Genomic DNA, 23,426 nt, shown 5'->3' with positions numbered 1-23,426 from the left:
AGAATGGATTAAGAGCATAAGGACAGGCAGCGGATAAGTAATTGCCTGGACCGGGAAGGAGCCTTATGATGAATATTTTCCTGAGCAAAGCCGTCCTCGACTTCTTCATCGCCTTCGGCATTGTATTGGGCGGTTCCCTGCTGGGCGGGATCGGAGCCGTGGTCTCCCTGCAGCCGCCTACGCACACCATGCTGGATATCGCTGACCGGATCAAAATCTGGGCGCTGGCCGCCGCCGTCGGCGGAACGATCGACCCGATGCGGGTCATTGAGAGTAACATGCTGGGAGGCAACCTCTCCCCCGCCATCAAGCAGATTCTCTATCTGGTCTTCGCCTTTCTGGGCGCTCATATGGGCAGTGAACTAGTCAAATGGGTGTGCGGCAAGTAGAAACGGAAGGATAATGGATAGCGCTGAGCAGATACATTCTTATATTTAAAGGGGTGATGGATACATGCGCCTGCCGCCGTTTCACCGCTACCGGCGTTTCTCGCAGATTGCTGCCGTTTTTGTGCTGGGAATGATTGTGGGCGCCGTGGTATATAACGCCATTTATCATATGGGGTATAACGTGCTCTGGCTAAGCAATCAGGAACTCCGGATACAGATCGAGGAGTACCGCGATGACATTGACACGCTCAAAAAATACAACAATACCTCCACCGTAATCCGGGAGATTAAGGTCCGCACCGAGGACAGCAAAGTTAAGGAAGGCACCGCTGTGCTGGACACAGTAACTGTTAAGGAAATCCTAAGGAAGCTGGTCAGCGATCTGGAGCCGATGCGCGGGCGCAGCATGTTTGAAATCGATTCCGACGGGAAGCTGGCACGCCTGCTGCTGGACGGCAAAATCTACATTGTACGCGAGAAGGAATACACCGTCAAAATCCGCACTATGCTCGTTATGGAGGGTGTGCTGCAAATCTGGGTGGAGATCGGTCCTTATAAGCGCACCTGAGTCCTAATCATGGTACAATAGTGGGCAAATCATAGAATTGTAGAGATAGGCCGAAGCACTGTTTCCCACCTTCCACTAAGGAGCTGTCTGTCCATGATTATGCTCATCAAGTATCTGCTGTTTGTTCTGCTGGTTGTCTTTATGATCAGCGCCGCGATGTATAGTTTCTCCTCCCGCAGGGCCGTAGACCCGCTCATCAAAGGGCTTAAGCGATCGATTATGAACGTGCTGCTCGGCGCAATGCTGGTAACGCTCTCACTAATGTCGATGTTCATCTTTCGCGGCTCGACGCTTAATGTTGTCATTGAAGCAGCTTTTCTGCTGCTGGGTATCTTCAACATCTTCTCGGGGCTGCGCAGCCACGGGTACTACAGCCGGCTCCGCAGCGGGAGCGGAAGCTGAGTGTTTACGGTGTCCGAACCGGTATCTGAATGGGAATTTTAATCCGGCTATTAATCGGTAGTTCAATCGCTATTTGAATCTTTGCATCGCTATTTGAATCGGTATTTATCTTTGAATCGCTAGCTAATTCGCTGCATCTCCCCACCCGGCTCTCCGGTAAAATCTATGCGAAGTGGAAATTGTACACTTATTTCTGGCCAAGCCGTACCTTTCAGGGAAGCAGTTGGAAAAAAGGCACTTATTTCGTCCGCTTTCCTCCCCTGGTGCAGATTCGGGCGGATTAGTTGTCCTTTTTCCACTTATTGTTCCAAAATCGGGAAGTCCAGGACAAATAGATGCCCTTTTTCCACTTACCTCCCGCTGCTCATAAGAGAGACCTATCCACTCAGTATCCTTGTAACCAGATGTCCAGTCTGTCGCCCACTCAGTGTCCATGTAACCAGATGTCCAGTCTGTCGCCCACTCAGTGTCCATGTAACCGGATGTCCAGCCCGTCGCCCACTCAGTCTCCATGTAACCAGATATCCAGTCCTTCGCCCACTTAGTGTCCCATGTAACGAGATGTCCAGTCCTTCGCTCATATAGTATTCAGCTGTTCAGCTGTTCAGCTTCCTAGCCTCGCAGCCATAATCCAACCAGTTGTTCCATGGCTTGCCGCAATTCCCCCGATTAGTCTCTAATGCCAAATAGACCAGAGTACTCTCCCGGTAATTACAGGATAGTCTGGTCTATTTAGTCTGTATTCGTTTATGTTCGGGTTCTGACTCGTCTGTATTCGTCCTGTATTCATTTTCTGTGCGAAGACTGCATGTATGCCTGCACTATTGCTGAATGTATATACTTGAGCGGTTTAGCCGTGGTCAATCGACTGCAGCATCAGGACGGCCTTGGCCACAATGGTCTCCATATGGCTGATCTCAATCTCCAGCTTGCAGGTACGGCGGCTGATCTCCAGCAGCTTCGGCATGACGATAATGGAATGCTCGATTTGCACCGGGCGGATGAAATAGGTGGACATGTTGTCCAGCACATAGTCATTGCCGGTGATGTCCTTGGCCGCTTTGAATGCGGAAAGGGTCATCAGCGTGGACAATATCCCTTCCGAGATCGTGCCCAGATCCGTCGCCATCTGCGGTGTGATGAAGCCATGGAAGAACAGCTTGCCCTCCTCATCACGCTCATCGGCGAAACCGTTCCAGATCAGATGATCGAAGGTCTCCCCGAGCTGCGGCTGGTTGCTGGCATCGCGCAGACTCTGCAGCACTTCCCTGCGGGTCAGCGACCCGACCAGCTTGCGGTTGCGGTCTACGATCGGCAGGAAGTCGATCCCTTCCCACATCATAATCTGCGCCGCCGAAGCCAGCGAGGTCTGCAGTGCGGCGGTCACCGGGCTGCGGATCATGGCCTTCTCGATGCTCTGCCCTTCTGCGAGATCCTCCACATCGCGGCGGCCCACGATGCCGATGACCCGGTTCCACTCATCGGTCACCGGGAAGCGCTGCTCGCCGCTCGCCAGGGACAATTCGCGTAATTCGCCGACTGTGCTGGAGATTTTGAGCGTATTCAGGCGCGGCTTGCCCTCCACAATATCTTCCACCAGCATAATCTTCTTCTTAATCAGCCGGTCAAAAATCGCCCGGTTAATCATCGAAGCTACTGTAAACGTATCATGCCGGGATGAAATCACCGGCAGGTCCAGTTCATCCGCCAGCGCCTTCACCTCGCGGCTGGTACCGAAGCCCCCGGTTACGAGCACCCCTGCCCCCTGCTCCAGTGCAAGTGAATGCACATCATCACGGTTACCCACGATCAGCAGGCTGTCGGCATCGATATAACGGATCATAGCATCCACTTTCATCGCGCCGATCACATATTTATGAAGATGTTTGTTCAGACCCTCCGCTCCGCCGAGGACATGTCCCTCGACAATGTCAACTACATCCCCAAACGTAAGCTGATCAGAAATATTGCGCGGCTTTTTTTCTACCCGGACCGTACCGATCCGCTCCTTGGTAATGACGATTCCCAGGTTCTCCGCTTCCTTCACCGCACGGTAAGCTGTACCTTCACTGACGCCCATTTCCTTGGCCAGCTTGCGGACGGAAATCTTCGTTCCCACCTTCAGGCTTTCAATATGCTGCAGCAGTTGTTCATGCTTTGTAATGTTATCGCCTTGACCTTCCAACTGTTACACCCCCATACCCCGATCTGTACTATTCTGTACCCATTATAACGCTGGTTACAGCGGAGTACAACAGAACGGGTATGCTTCTTTCAAGAGATATGTCAGCCGTATGACAAGCGATGCCAGAGGCAATTAAGGTACAGCCGCGCTTATGCCCACACACATATAATGCATGCATGAGTACAGCCTTGAATATAGCTATAACACATCATTTCACAAGACATAAATACACTGTATATCCGCACATCCACATTACTGCAAACACAGCAAACCCCCAGTCCGCAGCTTTCGCGAAACAGGGGGCGAGCCGCTGCACCTTGCCTATAGGCCCGGCCAAATTCTATAATCTCTGGGACACCCGGGTTTCTTCGTTCCACTGGCCCTGCCATTGCTCCAGCTTAACCTTGCGGACCGCCTCCAGGCGTTTCTGCTTCTCTTCATCCACTCCGATGATAAAGTGCAGGTGCGAGGCAATCACCAGGAAGGCAAACGCACACCAGATAATACCGAAGCCCAGCACCCAGCCGGAGCCATTCTGAAAAGACAGCTTCGGCAGCGCGTACAGCAGCATCGCCAGAGCCGCCAGCAGATACACGGAATGCTTGAATTTGTTTCTTTTTTTCATTGTCGAACCGCTCCTTCGTTCTAAAGGGTTGTCAGGCTGAATCTGAATCTATATCTCTACTCTATGAACTTCAGGTCCGGATTATGAGACAAGTTGCTAATTTTTCATCCCGCTGATTTCGCTGCCTCCGGGTTTAGTCTAGCCTGAATGCCGGGGGTGTGAGATGATGGAGCCACGAAGAGGAGGAATTTACATTGAATAACATTTGGGGCCAGTCCGAGTACATAATCCGCAAAAAGGTATTCTCCGTCATGGGGGCGAAGCTGCATATTTACAACAGCTCGGAGGAGCTGGTGCTCTTTTCGCAAATGAAAGCGTTCAAATTGAAAGAGGATATAGCCCTGTACACGGACGAGAGCATGGAGAGAGAGCTGCTGCGCATTAAAGCCCGCAAAATGATAGATCTCAGCGCCACCTATGATGTCTATGATTCGGAGACCGGGGAATCTCTGGGCGCACTCCGCCGCAAAGGCCTGAAGTCCATCTTCAAAGATGAATGGGTGATTCTGGACACCGGCGATAACGAGATCGGATTCATTAAAGAGGACAGTGTGTTCATGGCGCTGCTGCGGCGTGTCATTACTCTAATTCCGCAAAAATATAATGTGGAGATCGGCGGCATGGTCATCCCGGCCTTCCGGCAGAACTTCAACCCTTTTGTCACCAAAATCATCGCCGACTTCTCCGAGGACCGCAAAGGTGTGCTCGACAGACGTATTGGCGTAGCTGCCGCGATTCTGCTCTGTGCCATTGAAGGCAAACAGGATTAGAAATAACCGGCCTTAGCATCAAAAAGAGGGTGATTCCGGAGCCAAATGGCCCTGAAATCACCCTCTTGCTATTATCAGGAGGATTCCCCTCCTATAGCGCTTATTGTTGTCCGCCGTACATTTGGGACAGGCTGTCGGTGATGATTTTGTTCACATCCTCGATCACTACACTAAGGCGGCGCTCTGCGTCGAACAGGCGGCGGATGCCGAGATTCAGGTTAAGCACCTCGAACAGCTTCTCCATCTTCTCCATTTCCTCCTGCGGAGGCATCTCTCCGCTCATCATCCGCTGCTGCAGCTCGATCTGGCTCTGACGGAAGTTGTCGAGCATCAGCTTGCTCTCCGGATCTGCTTCGATCACTTTCATCGCGCTGGTGATATCCGATACCTCGGTGCTGTCTTTAATGGCTCTCGCCAGTTCATGTGCCTTGTCAATTACGTTCATTATAAATCCTCCTAAAAGTTTTGTTGTGAGCTACATTTCCTGAGTTACTTCGTACAAAACTCACTTCGGTTAAGCATTGTGTATCCGCCCAAATTTCGCGGTCACGTTATTTCCCCTCCAGCGGCCAGACTTCTGTCTGTGCGCCTGCACCTGTAGCCTGCACCTGTACTCCGCCTGCCGAATGGTTTCACCGCTGCCGGACATTTAATCCGTCCGGCACGGCTTTTTAAAGAATAGGTCAATCACCAAGGGTCAGATGTCTCCATATGATGAATGATATGTAACCCTTAAGATTCATATTGCCGGCATCATGCTGCCTACCGGAAGGAGATCCACGATGTCCCAACTCAAGATCCCGGTCCAAACGGTCCACTCGGGCATCCTGCAGGAAAACGCTGTAATGCTAGGCGACAAATCCATGAAGAGGCTCAAAATACCGGCGCACGGAACAATCCAGCTTACCTTCGGCTCTTTCCGGCAGGAGGTTACCGTTATTCCGGTTCCCAAATCCGACAGCCTGCGCGTAAGCGAAGGGCTGGCGCGGCGGCTGGGCTTAAGGCAGCGCCTCAAGCTTAACGCTTCCTATAGTTCAGGCAGCCGCAATCTGCGGCTGGGGCCGCTGATTGGAGTTCTGGTGAGCCGGGACCATCCCGAGCATCCCGACAGAGTGTTCGGCCAGATCACGATGTTCTGCCGGGAACTGACCAATGCCTGCCATGCACAGGGCGCCTATGTATATTTCTTTACCCCGGAAGCGCTGGAAACGCGCAGCACTACCATCCAGGGCTGGGTATACGATGAGGGCTGGCGGAAGCTGAGTCTTCCTGTGGCCGATGTGATCAACAATCGGCTGACGACGCGAAAGGTAGAGAACAAACCTAGCGTACAGCATTTTTTGGCGGATGTAAAATCCCGCTACGGAACTCATTTCTTCAATGAAAAGTTCCTTGACAAGACAGAGGTATTCGAAGCGCTGGCGCAAGATCCCGCCCTGCAGCGGTATTTGCCGGAGTCGCATGCCCTGAACGGCTTCGCCGTATTGAAAAGAATGTGCAGCAATTACCCAAGTGTGTTCCTGAAACCTGTACGCGGTAGCCTTGGCAAAGGCATTCTGCGCATCTCCAAAGAAGACGGCGGCGGCTACCGGCTGCTGTCAACAACACCGCTGGGGACACGCAAGCAGAGCTATCCCAGTCTGGCGAAGCTTTTTGGGTCCATTGCCCCGAAGATGAAAACGACCCGCTACCAGATTCAGCAGGGATTGCCCCTGATGGAGCTTGGACGGCGGCCGGTGGACTTCCGGGCACTCGTACAGAAGAACGGTACCGGCAAATGGGGCGTCACCTCCATTGTGGCCCGGACCGCCGGAAGTAATCACTTTGTCTCTAATCTCGCCCGGGGCGGGACGCTCAGTACGGTCCGCGAAGCCATCGGCAAAAGCAATCTCCCGCCCGGGGCGAAGGAAAGCTCCCAGGTTCAGCTCCCCCGGGCTGCACTGGCAATCGCCAGAGGCGTAGAGACTTATATCCCCGCGCATTTCGGGGAGCTGGGCATCGACCTTGCGCTGGACCAGTCCGGCAGAATCTGGCTGCTGGAGGTCAACTCCAAGCCGTCCAAGAATGACAACACGCCGCTGAACGACCAAAAGATCAGACCCTCCGTCAAACAAATGATTCTATACTGCCGCTATCTGGCCGGGTTGTAAGGAGGACATCATGACAGAAACAGCAATGGGGTTCCTTGGCATAATGACAGACCGCCGCCACGGGAATCCTCCCATCGCAGAGCCGGAGTTCTGCAGTCATCTATGCCGGGCGGCCCCGCTGTATGATCTGAAGGTCCTTGTTTTTCATCCGGAGGGTGTTGCGAAGGATGGCGCTTCAGTCAGCGGATATCTCTGGCAAGGCGGACAATGGGTGCCTGCCCAGGCGCCTCCGCCTGACATCCTGTATAACCGCTGCTTCTACCGGACTCCGGAGAAGAAGCAATCTGCAGCTGCCGCCTTGGCTGTATTATCCCGTTCGCTTCCCTGGTCACGCGGACTGCCGGATAAATGGGGGGTATACGAAATTCTGCGGCGCAGCCGCGCAGCCGCTGCCCTGCTGCCTGAAACGCTGGTCTACAGCGGACGGAAGGCGCTCGGCAACCTGCTGGCCGAAAGGGAATACGGTGTGTTCCTGAAACCCAAAACCGGCTCCCACGGCAAACGCACCCTGCATGCAGTACTCCTCGGCAAACACGAAGGCTGCGGAGTGAGTGTGCGGGGAAGAGACCGGATGAATGAACCTTTTCAATATGTTTTCGGTACGCTGGACGAAGGCCTGAACTGGATCCACCGCTTCATCGGCCAGCACCGCTATATCATACAGCCTTATCTGCATCTCACCGGCAGCGGGGGACAGCCGTTCGATGTGCGTGTGCTTATGCAAAAGAACGGCACCGGCGCATGGACCCTGACCGGCATGGCCGTTCGTCTGGGGGGCCGGGGATCTCTTACCTCGAATCTGCACGGCGGGGGAACCGCGGTTCCCGCTTTGCCCTTCCTGCTAGCCGAATACGGCGCAGCAGGCCGGGACCTGTATCAGGAGCTGATCTCAGCCGCCGCACTCCTGCCTCCCCTGCTGGAAGAATCCTGCGGGAGACTGGGAGAGCTCGGTCTAGACTTCGGCATCGATGCCGGAGGAAGACTGTATCTGCTTGAAGCTAATTCCAAACCAGGGCGCACGGTGTTCCGGCTGACGGGCGACCGCCGGGCTGCTAGGCTCGCCGCTGAGAATCCGCTGCGCTATGCGCGTCATCTGCTGCTTGCACCCTGGCAGCAAACCACAAGCTGCTTCAAAGGCAGTTCCGTTCAACGGGAGAATGATATCAATGGTTCCTAAGGAGGATTCATAAATGGGTCTCACTTTTTGCAATGTTCATTTCACCAAGCAGCCCCAACGAGTGGTCTATGTCTCGGGTGAACTGATGAAAAGCCTGAAATTATCCGGCAAGAAAAACATCCGCCTGCGCCTTGGGAAGGATGCCATACCGGCGATGATCAAGCCGATCAAACGCGCCGGCAAGCATCTCTTCCTGGCCTCGGGAGTGAAGAGCGCAATCAAGATTCCGAAATCAGGTGGCATTTATTTGCGCAACCTGCAGAATGATGAGGTCCAGCTCGGACCGCTGGTCGGCGTACTCTCCGACGGGCCTGCCTCCGCGGCACAGCCTTTCGGCTCCCGTACCGGCTTCATCAAGCAGCTGCTGCGCGAAGGCAGCAACAAATGCTATATCTTCGCCTTCATGCCGCGTGACATCGACTGGCAGCAGGAGCAGGTCAACGGCTATTTCCTGAGTGCAAGCGGCAAATTCGAGCGTAAAATAGTGCCGCTTCCGGATGTCGTCTACAACCGTCTGCCCAGCCGCAGGGCGGAGACTTCCCCATACATCAACCAGCTGCGCGAGCGTTTCGGTCGCAAGAAGATTCCTTATTTCAACTGGAGCTTCTTCAATAAATCGGATGTATACCGTCTGCTGGAGAATGACGGTGCCGCCAACCGCTTCGTGCCTGAAACACACAGCAACCCCAGCACAGAACAGATGCGCGATATGCTGGACCGCCACCACTTTGTCTATTACAAACCTTCCGCAGGCAGTCTTGGACACGGCATCTACCGCCTAACTTACCTGCCGAAGAAGGGGTACTTCGCCCGTTACCGTAAGAGCGGCAAGAATGTGCTGCTGCGCTTCACCAGCTTCGACAGCCTGATGCGCATGCTGCGCGGCCGTCACGGACAGAGCCTGCAGAACTATGTGGTTCAGCAGGGTATCCGGCTGATTGAGATTGACGGCTGCCCGATTGATTTCCGCTTCCATATGCACAAGAACGGCAGCAACCAATGGGTAGTTGTCGGCATCGGGGCCAAGAAAGCCGGCCGGGGCAGTGTCACCACCCACCTGAAGAACGGCGGCGCCCTGCTTACACCGCAGCAGGCACTGGGCCGTGTCTTCGGCGCAAGATCGGATGAAGTGCTGCAGCGCGCCAAAACAACAGCCGTCAAGCTGGCCGAATCCCTGGAAATCCAGCACCGGCATCTGCTCGGTGAGATTGGGTTTGATCTCGGGATTGACCAGGATGAGGATATCTGGATGTTCGAGGCCAATGCCAAACCGGGACGCTCTATCTTCCGCCACCCCTCCCTGCGCGCTGAGGGCAAAGCTTCCATTGAGCACATCCTGGAGCATTGTCTGTATCTCAGCAAATTCCGCAGGAGGGATGACTTGTGAACAGCCGTATCCCCGACCCCGGCAAGCCCGTTATCGCCATCCTGACTACCAGTGACCGGCTGAAGCAGTTTCGCGGCAACCGCAATAACTTCCGCGATATTATCCGCACCGGCAAAGAAATGGGTTATCTGGTATATGTTGTAACCGTCCGCGATCTGAAGCTGGAGGAGCGGATGGTGAACGGCTTCGTCCCCTCTGCCAGCGGCAAGCTCTGGTACTCCATTCCTGTCCCGCTGCCGCAGGTGATTTATAACCGGATTCCGAACCGCGTTGAAGAGGAGAAAGCACCGGTCGCCCGCAAAATAGCGGAGTGTCTGGAGCATCCTGAGATCCAGCTGTACAACCCGAGCTTTTTCAATAAATGGAATCTCTTCGAGTGGCTCAAGGAATCCAAAGCAACCTCAAAGCATGTGCCCAAGACCCGCCGTCTGCGCAGTGCAGCAACCCTGACGGCCATGCTGAAGAATCACGACAGTCTCTACCTCAAACCGGAGAACGGCAAAGCCGGCAAAGGGATTATGCGGCTGAGATACCGGATGGATGCTATGCTGCCTTACAGGCTGCAGATCCAGAGCGGCAAAAAGAACACGACCTACAAAGCCGCGTCCCTCGAACGCCTGTGGGCCAGAATCGTCAGGGAAAAAGGAGTATCCCGCTATATCGTGCAGCAGGCCATTGTGCTTGCTGCGCACCACGGGCGTCCCTTCGATCTGCGCGTGCTGCTGCAGAAGAACGGCCGGGGCGCCTGGTCGGTCACCGGCATTGGCGCACGGCTGGCCGGAGCCCGCAGCATCACTACCCATGTGCCGCGCGGCGGCAGCATTGAAGAGCCCTCCAGCATGCTGGAGGGAACCTTCGGGGCGGAGCAGGCGGCGGCCATCCTGAAGAATGTCCCCACTACGGCGCTGCTGATTGCCCGGCAGATTGAACGGGCTTCGGCCACCATGCTGGGCGAGATGTCAATGGACCTCGGCGTCGATGAAGAAGGCGGGCTGTGGTTCTTCGAGGCCAATTCCCGGCCGATGAAATTCGATGAGCCGGCGATCCGCAAGCTGTCGCTGGAACGCATTTTTCATTATGGCCAGCATCTGTCCCGCCAGACCAAGCCCTAATTAAACCCGTAAAGGAAGTGACACCATGCAGATATCCTCACTCTACGACAGCAACCCGGTGCAGTGGAATTCCAGACTATCCGGACTGCTTGAGTTCCTGAGGGAGTATGGGGAGCAGCGGATTACGCTTCGCGGCTGCAGGGAGCTGGCCCGGCTGACGCCGGAGCAGCTTGCCTTGCCGGGAGTTTCGCTGCTCGTTGCCACTGTACGGGGTCAGAACGGCCGTCAGCTCGCAGGTGTCAGCTTCGTCTCCGGCTACGGCAAGGAGGCCTGTGTAGTAGCCGTTCATCCCCTGTACCGCAAAAGGCATACCGGCACAGCCCTGCTTACCGCGCAGCTGGAACGTCTTGGACAGCTGGAATGCCATGTGGCCTGCGATAACCCGGCCAGCCTGAAAATGTGCTTCAACAGCGGGCTTGCCGCCGTAGACCTGGTTAACGGCCCTACGGGCAAACCCACGCTGCTGCTGCGGTCTCCCCGGACTGCAGCCGGACCTACTATTCTCCCACAAGAAGGTGAACTCCTGTGCCAGAGCCCGTCTTAGGCATCCTCACGCTATATCTGAATGACGCCAAACAGCTTGAGGAGAAGAGCGTGTACCGGAGGATGATTATTGAAGGCAGCCGGATTGGCCTGGATGTCTTTGTCTTTACCCCCGCAGATGTGCATGTAAGCAAGGAACAGATCCATGCGCTTGTCTATGATGTTAAAAGCGGAACATGGTCGCGCAGGTGGCGCTCCTTCCCCAATATGATCTATGACCGCTGCCGCATTCAGCGCAGCCAGCGGTTCCAGCAGCTGATGCGCTTCCGCGCGCGGTACGACCACCTGACCTTCCTGAACCGCCCGCTGCGTAATAAGTGGACGGTTCACCAGACCTTTTCACAGAAAAGCCGTTTTCGGCAGCATATGCCGGAGACTCTTCTATATCAGTCTTCCGCCGATCTCCACCGGATGCTGAAGATCAGTCCGGTCGTCTACGTCAAGCCGGTTAACGGCACCGGCGGACGCGGCATCCTGCGGATTGAACGGCAGCGGGAAGGCAAGCACCTCTACGATATCCAGGGACGCCGCCAGAGCCGCCAGATCATCGCGCCCCGCAAGGTGTCGCTGAACCGCCTGGAGTCGATTGTGCGCCAGTGGTGCCTCGGCGGACGGTTCCTCATCCAGCAGGGCATTCCGCTGCGTCTGCCCAGCGGACGGTTCCATGATTACCGGATGCTCGTGCAGAAGAACGGCCAGGGCGTCTGGGAATTCACCGGCATGGCCGGCCGGGTAGGCGCTGCCCGCAGCGTCACCTCGAACCTTCATGGCGGCGGGCATGCGATGCGGGCCGAGGCCCTGCTGAAGCAGTGGCTCGGCAGCGAAGAGCGGGCCGACAAGGCCATGCGGAACGCAGAGAAGCTGGGGCTCGAAGCTGCCGCTTATCTCGAAGACAGCTTCGGCGCGCTCTGCGAGCTGGCACTCGACCTCGCGATCGACCGCGAGGGCAAAATCTACGTGCTGGAAGTCAACCCCAAGCCGGCCCGCGAGGTCTTCGCCCGCTCCGGCGACAATAGCACCTACCGCAAAGCGCTGGTGCGCCCGCTGGAGTACGCGATGTGGGTGTATAAGAACAAGAATACGCCGAGTACGGCGAAGACGGTTGAGGAATAGAGGATTATCTCTGCAACGAACAAAATTTTCCTCCAGGCAAACTTATCGGGTTGCCATGCGATAGCTCCTGCTGCTGCTCTCTGTTCCAGCGAAGGATCTCCTTGTAAGCAAGCTGCTTACTCATGCTAGCTGATGTTGGTTAGGTCAACCTCTGAAGAATTTAAGTGGAAAAACATATCTTAATTTTATCATTTTGGATTATTTTCGGAGTTTAATTGGATAAATGGCATTTAAATTCTCATCCTTCCTTTACTTTGACCGATTTACTGCCAATTAAGTACTGTTTTTCCAACTGCTGTTGGACTGTCACTCCTCCGATTCCTAGCAAGTGGAGAAAATCCATTTATTTCAGGAACACCGGACACCCAGGCTCTAACAATACTCATCTAAATTTCTTTAGCCGTCTCTTCACCGTCTTTTTCACAATATTTCTTCTTGCTTAATTTCCTGTACATGAACAAATGCCCCTCCGCAGCTACCGGAGGGACATTTGTTCATTGTAATGCGACAGAATTACCACAGTTAAGAATTTTCTAAATTCATATTCAAGCTTTATCAACTGCAAGAACTTCTGCTGAGCTATTTGCATTCGCAGTTATGCTCGTGATATCTGTCAGTCCCGTTAGTTGAATGGCTTTCGGAGTTGTCGTTTTCGTTGACCCTGGTGTTTCTTTAGTACTGCTTTCCCTATACCCATATTGTTCCGGCACTCGTTGAGGCATTGTCTGTTTCCTTACTTGTTGCCTGGGCAGTCGCTTCGCTTACGCCTTGGACCTGAACCGGTATACCCCGAGGTATGGTCTTATTACCTCCCAATTATTCCGGATTGTTGTATCCCCATGCCCATTCTGCAGAAGTCCACCCACCTGTATTTCATGTACCTGCAAAAAGCCGTGATTCTTACTCATCAGCGGGGCGGTTTGGTTACGGAGGAAGACCGGGCAGCGGACCGGCAATTTAGGGATTTCATCATGTCTGGCGTACGGGCAACCTGACAATCATCGTCGTCCCTCCTCCAGGTGCTCCCTCCACCTCAATGTTCCCCTGATGCAGGGAGACGATTTTTTTGACAATCGCAAGCCCCAGACCGTTCCCGTTGTTGTTTCCGCTGCGCGACTTGTCAGCTTTATAGAATCTTTGAAAGATGGCGCCAGCCTCTTCCGGGGAAATCCCGATGCCATTATCGCTGATGGTGACGGATACTTCTGCTGCACTGCTGTCTAAAGAGATGCGGATCTTCCCGCCTTCAGGCGTGAACTTAATGCTGTTGCTGAGCAGATTCATCCATACCTGCTTCAGCTGATCTTCATCCCCAATGATATGGACAGCTTCCGGCAGCTCCAGATCAATAACGATGCTTCGGGCTGACCATTGCGGCTCACAGGTTACAACGATGGTTCTAATCTGCTCGTCAAGCCGGAAGGAGCCTGTTATGAAGGGATGATGCTCGGAATCCAGGGAAGCAAGCTTCAGCAAATTATCACTTAGCCTCGACAGACGCCCACTCTCCGCAATGATGATATCCAGATAGTCCTTGCGTTCCTCCTCTGCAATCAGATCATTGTTCTGCAGCGCCTTGGCAAAGCCGGAAATAGACGTAAGCGGTGTCTGAATTTCATGCGAAACACTCGATACGAAGTCCTGCCTCATCTGCTCCAGCTGCTTCAATTCTCCGGCCATCTCCACATAGCTTTGTGTCAACTCCCCGATCTCGTCCACTCGGTTCCTTTTAAGATCCACCTCGAAGTCACCTTTGGCCAGTCTTTTGGTAGCATTCGTCAAAGCCTTGATCGGCTCCACCAGATATCTGGCAGCAACAACGATACATACACTTCCCAGCACAAGCACCAGCAGCAGCACAAAGAGTACCATCCGGTTGACGATAGCCTCGTTCCCTGCAGAGTACTGCAGGAACATTGCATGCCACTCCCCCTTGAGCATAAAGGGCATTCCGATGAACGTATCCTTATCTTCCTTGGAGGAACGATAGACCTTCCCCTGCAGCACTTGCCGGACAGCTTCTGAGGTGATGGGTACAGCAGGGCTATCTATGAGCCCGTAAAAAGTATGTTCTCCGGATGGATCGTACAGGTTAATGGGATGTGCCGATATTTTAACCATACTATTCAGGAACTCGTCCGTATCTGTAGGCTTGGCGTCATCATAGCGGTGAATGATCTCCTGGCCCACTGCGAGCATTTCGCTCTGTCCCTTATAGCTTATTTGCTGCTGAAAAACATACAAGCCGATGAAAAAGGAACAGATCAGGCTGAAGATGATGATGCTGAGGAACGTGAGAATGACCCGAACATACAGTGTCTTGATCATGGCTCAGGGATCAGCCGGTATCCCAGACCGCGGGCAGTTTCGATTTGAAAACCCTCGCCATTGCCGCTGAACTTCTCCCTCAGCCGGCTGATATGCACATCTACAGTCCGCCCGTCCCCTTCATAATGGAGTCCCCAGACTTGCTGAATCAGTTGTTCTCTGGTGAAGATCTGCCCGGGATGGCTGACCAGGAGAAACAGAAGATCAAATTCCTTCAAGGGAAGCGTGACCGGTGCCCCACTGCGTGTAACCTGAAAGGTCCGGCGGTTGAGCACCACATTGCCGAGCTGCACGGACTGGGAAGTAACTACCAGTGAGCGTTTGAGCAGCGCTTTTACCCGCATCACCAGTTCCACCGGATCAAACGGCTTGGTCAGGTAATCATCCGTTCCGAGCTGAAATCCTTTCACTTTGTGGGCAGATTCCGCTTTGGCCGTCACCATGAGGAGGGGGAGGTTGGCATCCGAACGCCTGATTTCCCTGCACAGCTCCCAGCCATTCAGTCCCGGCATCATAATATCCAGAATGACAAGATCGATCTGTGAGTCCTCTATGATGGACAAGGCCTTGGTGCCGTCCCCGGCTTCTTCGAGGTCGAACCCTTCTTTGCGCAGATATAGAGACATCAGCTTCCGGATATTGTCATCATCATCCGCGATAAGTATAGTAGCCACGATCATCCTTCTCTCTTAAACGTTATCCAAACTGCCAGCCGAGCAGATTCCAATAGTAGAAGAAGATCATCAGTACGACAGCCGAAAGCGTCACTAACGTGTAATGCACCCGCTTAAAGGCGGTCCAGTACTTATTTTTCCAAACCAATATAGCCGAGACCAACATTGCTAAGGTCAAGCCCGCCATAATGATTGGCATAACCAAGCTGACAGACAGCAAAGGACTGATACCGCTGAGCTTCTGCATAATGTCCATGGACATAATAACCATAAACAGAGTAATAAAAGATAACAGCGCCCAGCCGGCAGTTCCCGCAGATAATCGGATGGCCCGCTTTTCTGCGAGCGTCATCGCCTTGAACCTGCGTCTGAAGAAGAGGGGTCCGGGCAAAGCGGTGATGAAAATGAATCCTACGACACCAAGAAGGATAAGCCAAAACTTACTCTGATCCAAAAGTGGCGTACGCTCCAGCGGCATCTCCGGAGCCATGTCCAGGAACATATGTGTAACTTTGCCGGACTCATCCGTAAGGAAGCCGATCTGATCGGTCCCTCCTTCAAGCTGGAACAGGTTAGGACCGATGGCTCTGTACAGCTGTTGTTCACTGCCGCTTCCCAAGGATAGCTTATTATCCGCAATCGTAACATTCAGCTGGGCAAAAAAATTAAAGAACTTGTCGATATCACTCATGTTGCGGCGTGTAAATTGATAGGAGCCGGCATATTTCTGCACGGATTCCGCATAAGCGGAGAACTCCGGCTGCTTCACTTCGGGAGCGGGATAATAGCGGTTGAACAAAGCCTGGACCAGATTTGCTGCCGATTCACTGCCTTTACCGCCATTGTAGGATAAGAAAATCCCCAGTTGCTTGGCAGGTGCAAGATACAATTCCGTATTAAACATGGGATCGGAGCCGCCATGAGAGATTAATGTTACCCCGTTCACCCGCTTCTCTGCGAAACCGAGAGCTACTCCCGGCAGGCGCTTATCGAGCTGGAACGCTGTTGAATGCATGAATGCAGCAGTCTCAGGCTTCAGAATCTGCCCGTCACCATATTTCCCGTTCTGCAGATGCGCGATCATGAAATGTGCCATGTCTACTGCAGATACGGTGCCCGAGCCGGCAGGACGAAATCCGCCCTCGAAAGTAGGCGTGCCTGGAATAAAGCTGCCGTTCTCGCTATTATACCCTACCACCTGGTAAGGGACGAATGACTCCGGCAATGGCTCCACAACCGTCGAATGTTTCATGTCCAGCGGATCGAAGATATACTTCTGAATATAATCATTATAAGGAAGACCGCTGACATCCTCCACGATCATACCTGCAAGCGTGGCTCCATAGTTAGAATAGGCACTCATCTCACCGGGCGGTCTGATCCGGGCCAGCATATGTTTATGGAGTGTCTCCGAGATGGAACCGGGCAATCCGGCAGGATCAGTGACGATCTGATAACCGACTCCGCCCTCTTCAAATCCTGCTGTGTGGGTCATCAAATGGCGCATGGTGACGGGTTCAGGATAAGTAGCAGGAATCTTCACGGATTTCAGGTAGGTGTTAATATCGGTATCCAGATCAATTTTACCTTGTTCAACGAGCTGCATTACAGCAGTCCAGGTGAACAGCTTGGTCGTAGAAGCGATACGGAACATGCTGGTTGCAGGGTCAACCGGAGCCGCTTGCTCCAGATTGGAGCTGCCATACCCTTTGCCCAAAATGATCTTGCCGTCCTTGACGATGGAGATCACCGCTCCCGGAATTTGCAGCCGGTTCATATCCTCTTCCATGATTCCGTCAACGAAAGCAGTCAGACCCGCGATATCCTTCAGATTGGCGGCAGATGCTTCAGTCTGAGGTACCGCTGGCTGGGTTTGAGCCGTCTCGGCCATGGCATGTTTCCCGGGAAATATAAGGCTCACGCTTAACCCGATTACAGCTAATATCGTCAGACCAGCGGCCAGCCTTTTTTGCATAGTTATTACCATATTATCCTCCGCATCATCTTACATATTGTAGGCCGGATAATCATCCGCCTGACACTTATAGAGACTAACAGAGTATTGTGAATAGAACGTTAACAAGACTATAAGCTGTCCATGAGCAGGTTCATTACACGAATCTATGAGCAGGTTCATCTGCGCAAATCCGTGGGCGAACAGGTCGATAAACTTCTTAATGTCTATAGAGTAATCCTGCCTGGGTCCGCATGCATCCTCATGGTGCGGATGGTGCGGATGGTGCGAATGGAGCGGAGTAAGGTCACTATTACTCAAAATCCTGCACTAAATACAACATTCTCCTCCTTAAAAGGGTCAAAATTGAAAATTATTGTATAAAATGCAGCAATTCTCCTCTTCCAAGCCGATTATTGGAATAATTGTTGTATTTCGTACAACAATCCTCCAAAACAGCCGGGTATGCATGTAACCGAGTTGTATTTCATACAACATTTTATCCTATACAGCCGCGAACTTAAGAATCCCATTCGCTGCTACAGGCCGGAGCTCTGAGACAACAGCACATTCTAAGCAGTTTGCCTAACTTACAAACCTTGCTTGAAAGCTCAGAGCATATTTTCCCGGACAATTCATCAGCTCTTACATAAACAGCTACAGAAACAACTACACAAACAGCTACACGAACATATCAGGTACTCCCTCCACCGGCTCGTAATAACAAATGTATGAATTCTGCATCACCGGACGGAGCAGCCCTTTACGCACCAGCTCCTGCAGCTGCTTACGCGCCGTCCGAAAGTTCAGATTGTATTGCAGCATCACGTCTTTGGGACGTAGTCCCTTGTCCAGGCTCCAAGCCAGTTTAACGATTTCCTTATCCTGCGGGGAGAGGGATTGCCCGGACGGAACCCGGATCAATGAAGGGGCGATGACCATTTGCAGCAGCATGCGGCAGATCTCCGGGCGGTTCTGCACATCATCGAAGGAGAAATGGATAATCCTCCAGCCCAGTCCATTCAAAAAAGTATCCCGGTTAAGCGAATAGCTGAACCTCTCCCGGTCCATATCCTTCACATGGCTCTGATACCCATCGCATTCCAGACCGAATTTCCCGTACGGCGGAAGAAAAGCAAAATCAAGAAATTGCGACTTGCGGTTCCAGTCATACACCTCATATTCAGGATGCAGATGATCAAGATTGCCGAACAGCGGCCACCAGACATTTTGCAGGAATAGCTTCTCGGCATATTGATGCCCCCGTGCCAACCGGCCTCTGCGCTCCCCTGTTCTGACCGATAAATGCTGGTCCATTAGCAGCTGATGTGCATTTTCAAACTCCATAATCAGTTACCTCCCTCTCTCATTTACGCAAAAAAGAACGCCCCTCTGCCAGCAGCAGCTTGGGACGTTCTTCGTCTGAGTTAATTATAAGCCAGCACAACAGGTGCGGCAATCATTTCATTCGATAGTGATTACATTAATTCCTATTCCATACCCTTACATTAATAAGATAGTATATAGTCATAATTAATTGGATGATTATAATAACTATTGGAAGCAGATAGATCATTTCAGCCGAATACTTCGGCATTGTAATAAATACCAACGCATCTTCACTGCCTCCAGCACTTTGCATTTCCACGAAAAGAAACAGAAGTAAGCTGCTTGGAATGACCGTAAATACGAACCAGGTGATCCGGTCCCTGACTCTCTTCGCCCTACTAAACAATAAACCGTTGAGAAAGCACATGGCGAGGGGAAGAACATACGTTGTACTCAGTAAAATGATTAACTCTGTGCCCCCTCCTCCCTCAATTCTTATCCCGAGAAAATAGATTAAGATCAAATGTATTGCAATTGCTGCTAACATATATAGAATGACTTGGAATACTGTCTTTATGGATTTCTCCATTGTTTATCTCCCTTGCTTAACATGTATTAGGCAAAATGATTATTCTTTGAATGTATATCTGGAATTTCTAATTATGTAAGCCAAGGCGCAAGGAAGAAAAAGAGCACTGTCGTGCTAAAACAGATCAGAAGCAAAAGATGCAGGTTCTTCTCTAATAAGTGTTTTGCGAAGAAAAAGCAGATTACCAGGCACACTAACAATAGAACAATATAAAACGACAGTTGAGTATAGTCGGTTGCTGCCCAAAATAAACCGCCTCCGCCAGCAGAAAAAACTATGCCGATGACTAGAAAGTACATCCCTACTCCCATTAATCCGCTTAAAGCAACGAAAATCAAACTGATAATCATATTACGCTCCTTTGGCTTGGTCACTGTTCCTCATCAACCAGATATAATATCAGGAATCTATTGAATATTTTCCCTTTATCCCAAGTTATCGGATTCTCCCCATGATTTGTGTAGATCAACAGAACGACAAAAAAGGAACCGTGATAAACACGGCCCCCCTCGAATCTCTCTAACCCACTATCCTTTATTGAACGCCCTTCTTCTGCATATCCTCCAGATGGCGCTGATACATCACTTTCTCGGCCTTCTCTGCACCGACTTTGTCCATCTGGCTGATGAAATCGTTGTAGGCATTGTCGAAATCAGCATCGGTTTCGGACAGGATCAGCTTCGGAATGGTTTTGTTCCAGAGATCCTTCACTTTGCCGTTGATCACACCTTCAGGTGAAGAGCCGTCCGGCTCCAGATTGTCCATGCCCAGGGAATAGCTGTCGAAGTTGTATTTCTCCAGCAGCTTCGCTCCGGCGAATTGCTCCGGCTGCTGCTCCTGGAAATCACGGGCGGACGCATCATCCCACAGTTTACCTGCCCGCATCAGGAGGGTCGAATCATCAAAGCCGTACTGGGCGTTATAAGCGTTGTTGTCCTTAAGCTTCAAGTCCATAATTTCCTGCTTGAATTTCGGCAGGCCGTCAACCATGTCATAAGTCTCGCCTTCAGTACCATAGCGTGCATCAAGCTGTCCTTCATCGGACCAGGCATATTCAGCAAAGCGGATAATCCGTTCCGGATTCTTCGCATTCTTGGTGATGAAGAAGCCCTGCCAGCCCATCAGACGGGAAGCGGCATATCTTGGGTCCTGACCATTCGCCTGAAGTCCGCCGATAATCGAGTATTTATGATCGGCCCCCAGCGTACTTTCAATTTTCGGATTGTATTGGGTGTACATATTGGACATGTACTGCGAAGCTGCGGCATATTGCGCCCCATACAGCTTCTCTTCATACTGCTCCTGCTTATAGATCAGCAGCTGTGAATCGAATAGTCCATTGCGGTACAGCTGATTCATGTAACGGAAGGAATCGATGAAGCCTTTGTTCCGCATCGGGTATTCTACGATCTGCTGATCATCCTTGATGCGTTCCTCCAGCAGATTCGGCGAGAAGGAGCTGATCAGGAAGTTCATTGACAAGCTGCCGCCGAAGCTGTTTTTGGCCACATCGAAGTTCTCCACACCGACCGGACTGATCTCAGGGAATTTCTCCTTTGCCAGCTTGAGGGCGTTCATCAGATCATCTGTCGTCTTAAGCTCCGGACTGCCAATAGCCTTGTAAATATCGTCGCGGAAGAACCATGGACGAATCGGCGTAATCGGCACCCCGCTGGTCAGTCTGTCAGCGGTTTCAAACAGGTTCGGCAAGTACCAGAGCTTTCCGTTGACCGAATGATATTTCACCATGTCCGGGTCGAGCATGGACTTCAGCTCCGGTGCATATTTGTCCATCAGCTCATCCATGGAATAGACCATGCCATTATTGATCAGCTTGCTTACCGCAGGATTGTTCCAGTCCAGCATGATGGTATCCGGCAGATCCCCGGAAGCAATCATGGTGTTCAGGTAATCGTCATCGTTCCCTGTTGCCAGCTTGCGGTCTATCGTCACACCTGTTTTTTCTGTAGCCAGCTTCATCGCATACTGATCCTTCCACAGATATGCAGATGCCCAGTTCCCGTAGAAATATTGGGTGAATTTAAAAGGTGAGGTGTCTTGCTTCCAGGATTCCGTGCTTCCGGTGTCTGTGCCCGCATTAGCAGGTTCTGCCGAAGCATTCGCTGCCGGAGTAGCCGGCGCATTACCCTCAGCCGCTCCATTTGCATTATTGCCGGTATTATTAGAACTGCAGCCTGCCAGCAGAGTGACGGCGAGTAAAGCAGCGGCCATTCCTTGTGCGCCTTTCTTTCTCATACATTGACCTCCCATAAAATGAAATCTATATACTTAAACGGCCGGAGCCGTTAAAGCCGTTATTAACCTTTGACCGAACCGATCATCACGCCCTGCACAAAATATTTCTGTACGAACGGGTAGGTAAAGACAATCGGCAATGTGGTAATGACCATCGTAGCCAGCTTAAGCGATTGCGCAGAGACTGAACCCAGTCCCAGGTTGCTGGCCATCAGGCTGACATTGCTGTTCGAGCTGATAATTTGCATCAGAATCTGCTGGAGTGTCAGCAGGTTATCATTACCGAATAACATGGCATCATACCAGGCGTTCCAGTGGAACACCGCATTGTAAAGTGCGATCGTCGCCAGCACGGGCTTGGAGACCGGCAGGACCAGCTGCCAGAAAATCCGCAGATCGTTGGCACCGTCAATTTTGGCCGATTCCTCAATTTCCTTGGGCAGTCCCCTGAAGAAGGTCAGCATAATGATGGCATTAAACACATTGAACAGATTCGGGATAATGTAGACCAGGAAGCTCCCTTTTAGATGCAGATACTTGGCTACAACGAGGTAATAAGGAATAATACCGCCGCTGAAATACATGGTGACAATAGCCATCATGAGGAAAATCCTACGCCCCATCAGCTCGGTCTTGGATACGCCATAAGCAAAGGCTGCTGTAAACAATACCGCAGTTGCTGTTCCGGCAAGAGTCCGGGCGATGGTGATGAAAAAGGCGTGCCCCATACGTTCATCCTGAAACACGACTTTGTAATTCTCCATGGAGAACACGCGCGGCCAGAAGGCGATCCCCCCACGGGCGGCATCCGTCGGATCGTTAAGGGAAGTAATTACGATATTATAGAACGGATACAGGGTCATAATACAGAGCGCCAGCAGCACCAGCACATTCAGGATGTCAAAGGCTCGTTCCGGCCACCTTTTCGAATACGTTAACATGATGTCCCGCCTCCTAGAACAAGCTCTCTTTAGTGATTTTGCGTGAAGAATAGTTGGCAATGTACATCAGCACAAAAGCAACGATGGATTGGAACAGGCCAATCGCAGTCCCGTAGGAGAATCTGCCTGTTACGAGACCCGTTTTGTACGAATACACAGACAGCACATTGGCTGCATCCTGAGTCATTGAATTCTGCATCAGATACATCTGGTCAAAGTTCGAATTAATGAGCCCGCCCACCGAAAGGATCAGCAGGATAATGATCGTTGGCTTCAGGGAAGGCAATGTAATATGCCAGATCCGCCGGAACCGGCCCGCACCATCCACAATGGCCGCTTCATACAGCTGGGGATCAATACCGGCAATGGCTGCCAGATAGATAATGGAGTTCCAGCCGATATTTTTCCAGATCTCCGTAAACACAACCAGGGTCAGGAACGTATGGGGACTGCCCATCATCATGGTATCGCTTCCAATTATCCCGGTGCTGACCAGCATTTTGCTGATTACACCAGTCTCCGGGTCCAGCAGGGTGTACATTAAGCCGACTACCAGCACCCAGGATACGAAATACGGCAAATACGTCAGCGATTGAACAATCCGCTTGAATCTTTTGAATACTACCTCATTCAGCAGGATCGACAGGAGGATCGGTGCCGGGAAACCAAATACCAGCTTGGCAATACTGATCTTGAATGTGTTAGCCAGTGATTCTGTAAACGTCGGATCATTGAATAATTCCCGGAAATTCGCCAGCCCTGTCCAGGGACTGTGGAGAAACCCCTGAAAAGGTGTATATTCCTTGAAGGAAATAATCACACCATACATCGGGATATAGTTAAAAATGATCATCCATAGTACTGCCGGCAGGGTCAGCAACATCAGATACCGCTGCTGCCAGAACCGCTTGGAGGGCAAACTGCTCATAAGCTA

Annotated in this window: 22 protein-coding genes; 10 read left to right on the top strand and 12 right to left on the bottom strand. The window is 52.1% G+C overall.

What is annotated here, in order from left to right; genetic code table 11:
• Nucleotides 1-68 precede the first annotated feature (68 nt).
• The 3 genes from NSU01_RS10815 (at nt 69) to NSU01_RS10805 (ending at nt 1,359) form a co-directional block, all read left to right on the top strand.
• Entirely contained in the window at nt 69-389 is a 321-nt protein-coding gene (locus tag NSU01_RS10815; RefSeq protein ID WP_039309559.1) for a YtrH family sporulation protein, read from the top strand.
• A gap of 64 nt (nt 390-453) precedes the next feature.
• Nucleotides 454-957 (top strand): hypothetical protein, encoded by a 504-nt coding sequence (locus NSU01_RS10810; protein WP_042135408.1) that lies wholly within the window; start codon nt 454-456, stop codon nt 955-957.
• 93 nt (nt 958-1,050) lie between these two features.
• On the top strand, nt 1,051-1,359 hold the full coding sequence (locus NSU01_RS10805; RefSeq protein ID WP_076242746.1) for a YtpI family protein: 309 nt from the start codon (nt 1,051-1,053) through the stop codon (nt 1,357-1,359).
• 850 nt (nt 1,360-2,209) lie between these two features.
• Here the strand turns inward: NSU01_RS10805 and NSU01_RS10800 are convergent.
• Both NSU01_RS10800 and NSU01_RS10795 read right to left on the bottom strand, forming a co-directional pair.
• A complete protein-coding gene (locus NSU01_RS10800) occupies nt 2,210-3,544 on the bottom strand; it encodes a DRTGG domain-containing protein (RefSeq protein WP_042135406.1) in 1,335 nt (444 codons plus the stop codon).
• Nucleotides 3,545-3,884: 340 nt separating this feature from the next.
• A complete protein-coding gene (locus NSU01_RS10795) occupies nt 3,885-4,169 on the bottom strand; it encodes a hypothetical protein (protein ID WP_076242745.1) in 285 nt (94 codons plus the stop codon).
• A gap of 194 nt (nt 4,170-4,363) precedes the next feature.
• On the opposite strand from NSU01_RS10795, the gene NSU01_RS10790 reads away from it, so the two are divergent.
• Entirely contained in the window at nt 4,364-4,939 is a 576-nt protein-coding gene (locus NSU01_RS10790) for a hypothetical protein (protein WP_042135403.1), read from the top strand.
• Between the two features lie 100 nt (nt 4,940-5,039).
• Here NSU01_RS10790 and NSU01_RS10785 read toward each other — a convergent pair whose 3' ends face one another.
• A complete protein-coding gene (locus NSU01_RS10785) occupies nt 5,040-5,384 on the bottom strand; it encodes a YlbF family regulator (RefSeq protein WP_042135401.1) in 345 nt (114 codons plus the stop codon).
• 337 nt (nt 5,385-5,721) lie between these two features.
• Between NSU01_RS10785 and NSU01_RS10780 the strand changes: the two genes are divergently transcribed.
• From NSU01_RS10780 to NSU01_RS10755, 6 genes are read left to right on the top strand one after another with little or no spacing between them, the layout of a single operon-like run.
• Nucleotides 5,722-7,089: a YheC/YheD family protein gene (locus NSU01_RS10780; RefSeq protein ID WP_042135399.1), complete on the top strand. Its 1,368-nt coding sequence runs from the start codon at nt 5,722-5,724 to the stop codon at nt 7,087-7,089.
• Nucleotides 7,090-7,099: 10 nt separating this feature from the next.
• A complete protein-coding gene (locus NSU01_RS10775; protein WP_076242744.1) occupies nt 7,100-8,266 on the top strand; it encodes a YheC/YheD family protein in 1,167 nt (388 codons plus the stop codon).
• A 13-nt stretch (nt 8,267-8,279) separates the two neighbouring features.
• Nucleotides 8,280-9,653 carry a YheC/YheD family protein gene (locus NSU01_RS10770; RefSeq protein ID WP_042135395.1) on the top strand — a complete coding sequence of 458 codons (1,374 nt, stop codon included), beginning with the start codon at nt 8,280-8,282 and terminating at the stop codon, nt 9,651-9,653.
• Nucleotides 9,650-10,765: a YheC/YheD family protein gene (locus NSU01_RS10765; RefSeq protein WP_076242743.1), complete on the top strand. Its 1,116-nt coding sequence runs from the start codon at nt 9,650-9,652 to the stop codon at nt 10,763-10,765. Before NSU01_RS10770 ends, NSU01_RS10765 begins: the two co-directional genes overlap by 4 nt.
• A gap of 25 nt (nt 10,766-10,790) precedes the next feature.
• Nucleotides 10,791-11,309, top strand: coding sequence for an N-acetyltransferase (locus tag NSU01_RS10760; RefSeq protein ID WP_076242742.1), 519 nt, complete (start codon nt 10,791-10,793; stop codon nt 11,307-11,309).
• Nucleotides 11,291-12,421 carry a YheC/YheD family protein gene (locus NSU01_RS10755; RefSeq protein ID WP_076242741.1) on the top strand — a complete coding sequence of 377 codons (1,131 nt, stop codon included), beginning with the start codon at nt 11,291-11,293 and terminating at the stop codon, nt 12,419-12,421. Before NSU01_RS10760 ends, NSU01_RS10755 begins: the two co-directional genes overlap by 19 nt.
• A gap of 969 nt (nt 12,422-13,390) precedes the next feature.
• Here NSU01_RS10755 and NSU01_RS10750 read toward each other — a convergent pair.
• From NSU01_RS10750 to NSU01_RS10710, 9 genes are all read right to left on the bottom strand, one after another.
• Nucleotides 13,391-14,749, bottom strand: coding sequence for a HAMP domain-containing sensor histidine kinase (locus NSU01_RS10750; RefSeq protein ID WP_076242740.1), 1,359 nt, complete (start codon nt 14,747-14,749; stop codon nt 13,391-13,393).
• The gene (locus NSU01_RS10745; protein WP_042140949.1) at nt 14,746-15,423 is read right to left on the bottom strand and encodes a response regulator transcription factor; all 678 of its coding nucleotides are present in this window, start codon (nt 15,421-15,423) and stop codon (nt 14,746-14,748) included. The genes NSU01_RS10750 and NSU01_RS10745 overlap by 4 nt, the downstream gene beginning before the upstream one ends.
• A gap of 22 nt (nt 15,424-15,445) precedes the next feature.
• Nucleotides 15,446-17,410: a serine hydrolase gene (locus tag NSU01_RS10740; protein WP_339303065.1), complete on the bottom strand. Its 1,965-nt coding sequence runs from the start codon at nt 17,408-17,410 to the stop codon at nt 15,446-15,448.
• Between the two features lie 648 nt (nt 17,411-18,058).
• A complete protein-coding gene (locus NSU01_RS10735; protein ID WP_076242738.1) occupies nt 18,059-18,724 on the bottom strand; it encodes a hypothetical protein in 666 nt (221 codons plus the stop codon).
• Between the two features lie 136 nt (nt 18,725-18,860).
• A complete protein-coding gene (locus NSU01_RS10730) occupies nt 18,861-19,295 on the bottom strand; it encodes a hypothetical protein (protein ID WP_076242737.1) in 435 nt (144 codons plus the stop codon).
• Between the two features lie 71 nt (nt 19,296-19,366).
• On the bottom strand, nt 19,367-19,645 hold the full coding sequence (locus tag NSU01_RS10725; protein WP_076242736.1) for a hypothetical protein: 279 nt from the start codon (nt 19,643-19,645) through the stop codon (nt 19,367-19,369).
• 184 nt (nt 19,646-19,829) lie between these two features.
• A complete protein-coding gene (locus NSU01_RS10720; protein ID WP_076242735.1) occupies nt 19,830-21,551 on the bottom strand; it encodes an extracellular solute-binding protein in 1,722 nt (573 codons plus the stop codon).
• 62 nt (nt 21,552-21,613) lie between these two features.
• Nucleotides 21,614-22,492: a carbohydrate ABC transporter permease gene (locus tag NSU01_RS10715; RefSeq protein WP_039308538.1), complete on the bottom strand. Its 879-nt coding sequence runs from the start codon at nt 22,490-22,492 to the stop codon at nt 21,614-21,616.
• 13 nt (nt 22,493-22,505) lie between these two features.
• Nucleotides 22,506-23,420, bottom strand: coding sequence for an ABC transporter permease subunit (locus tag NSU01_RS10710; protein ID WP_076242734.1), 915 nt, complete (start codon nt 23,418-23,420; stop codon nt 22,506-22,508).
• Nucleotides 23,421-23,426: the final 6 nt, after the last annotated feature.

This window comes from Paenibacillus sp. FSL H8-0259, from assembly GCF_037963255.1.
GTDB lineage: Bacteria > Bacillota > Bacilli > Paenibacillales > Paenibacillaceae > Paenibacillus_AQ > Paenibacillus_AQ phytohabitans.
The sequence above is the reverse complement of the archived record's forward strand: the minus strand, read 5'-3'. Positions and strand labels throughout refer to the sequence as shown.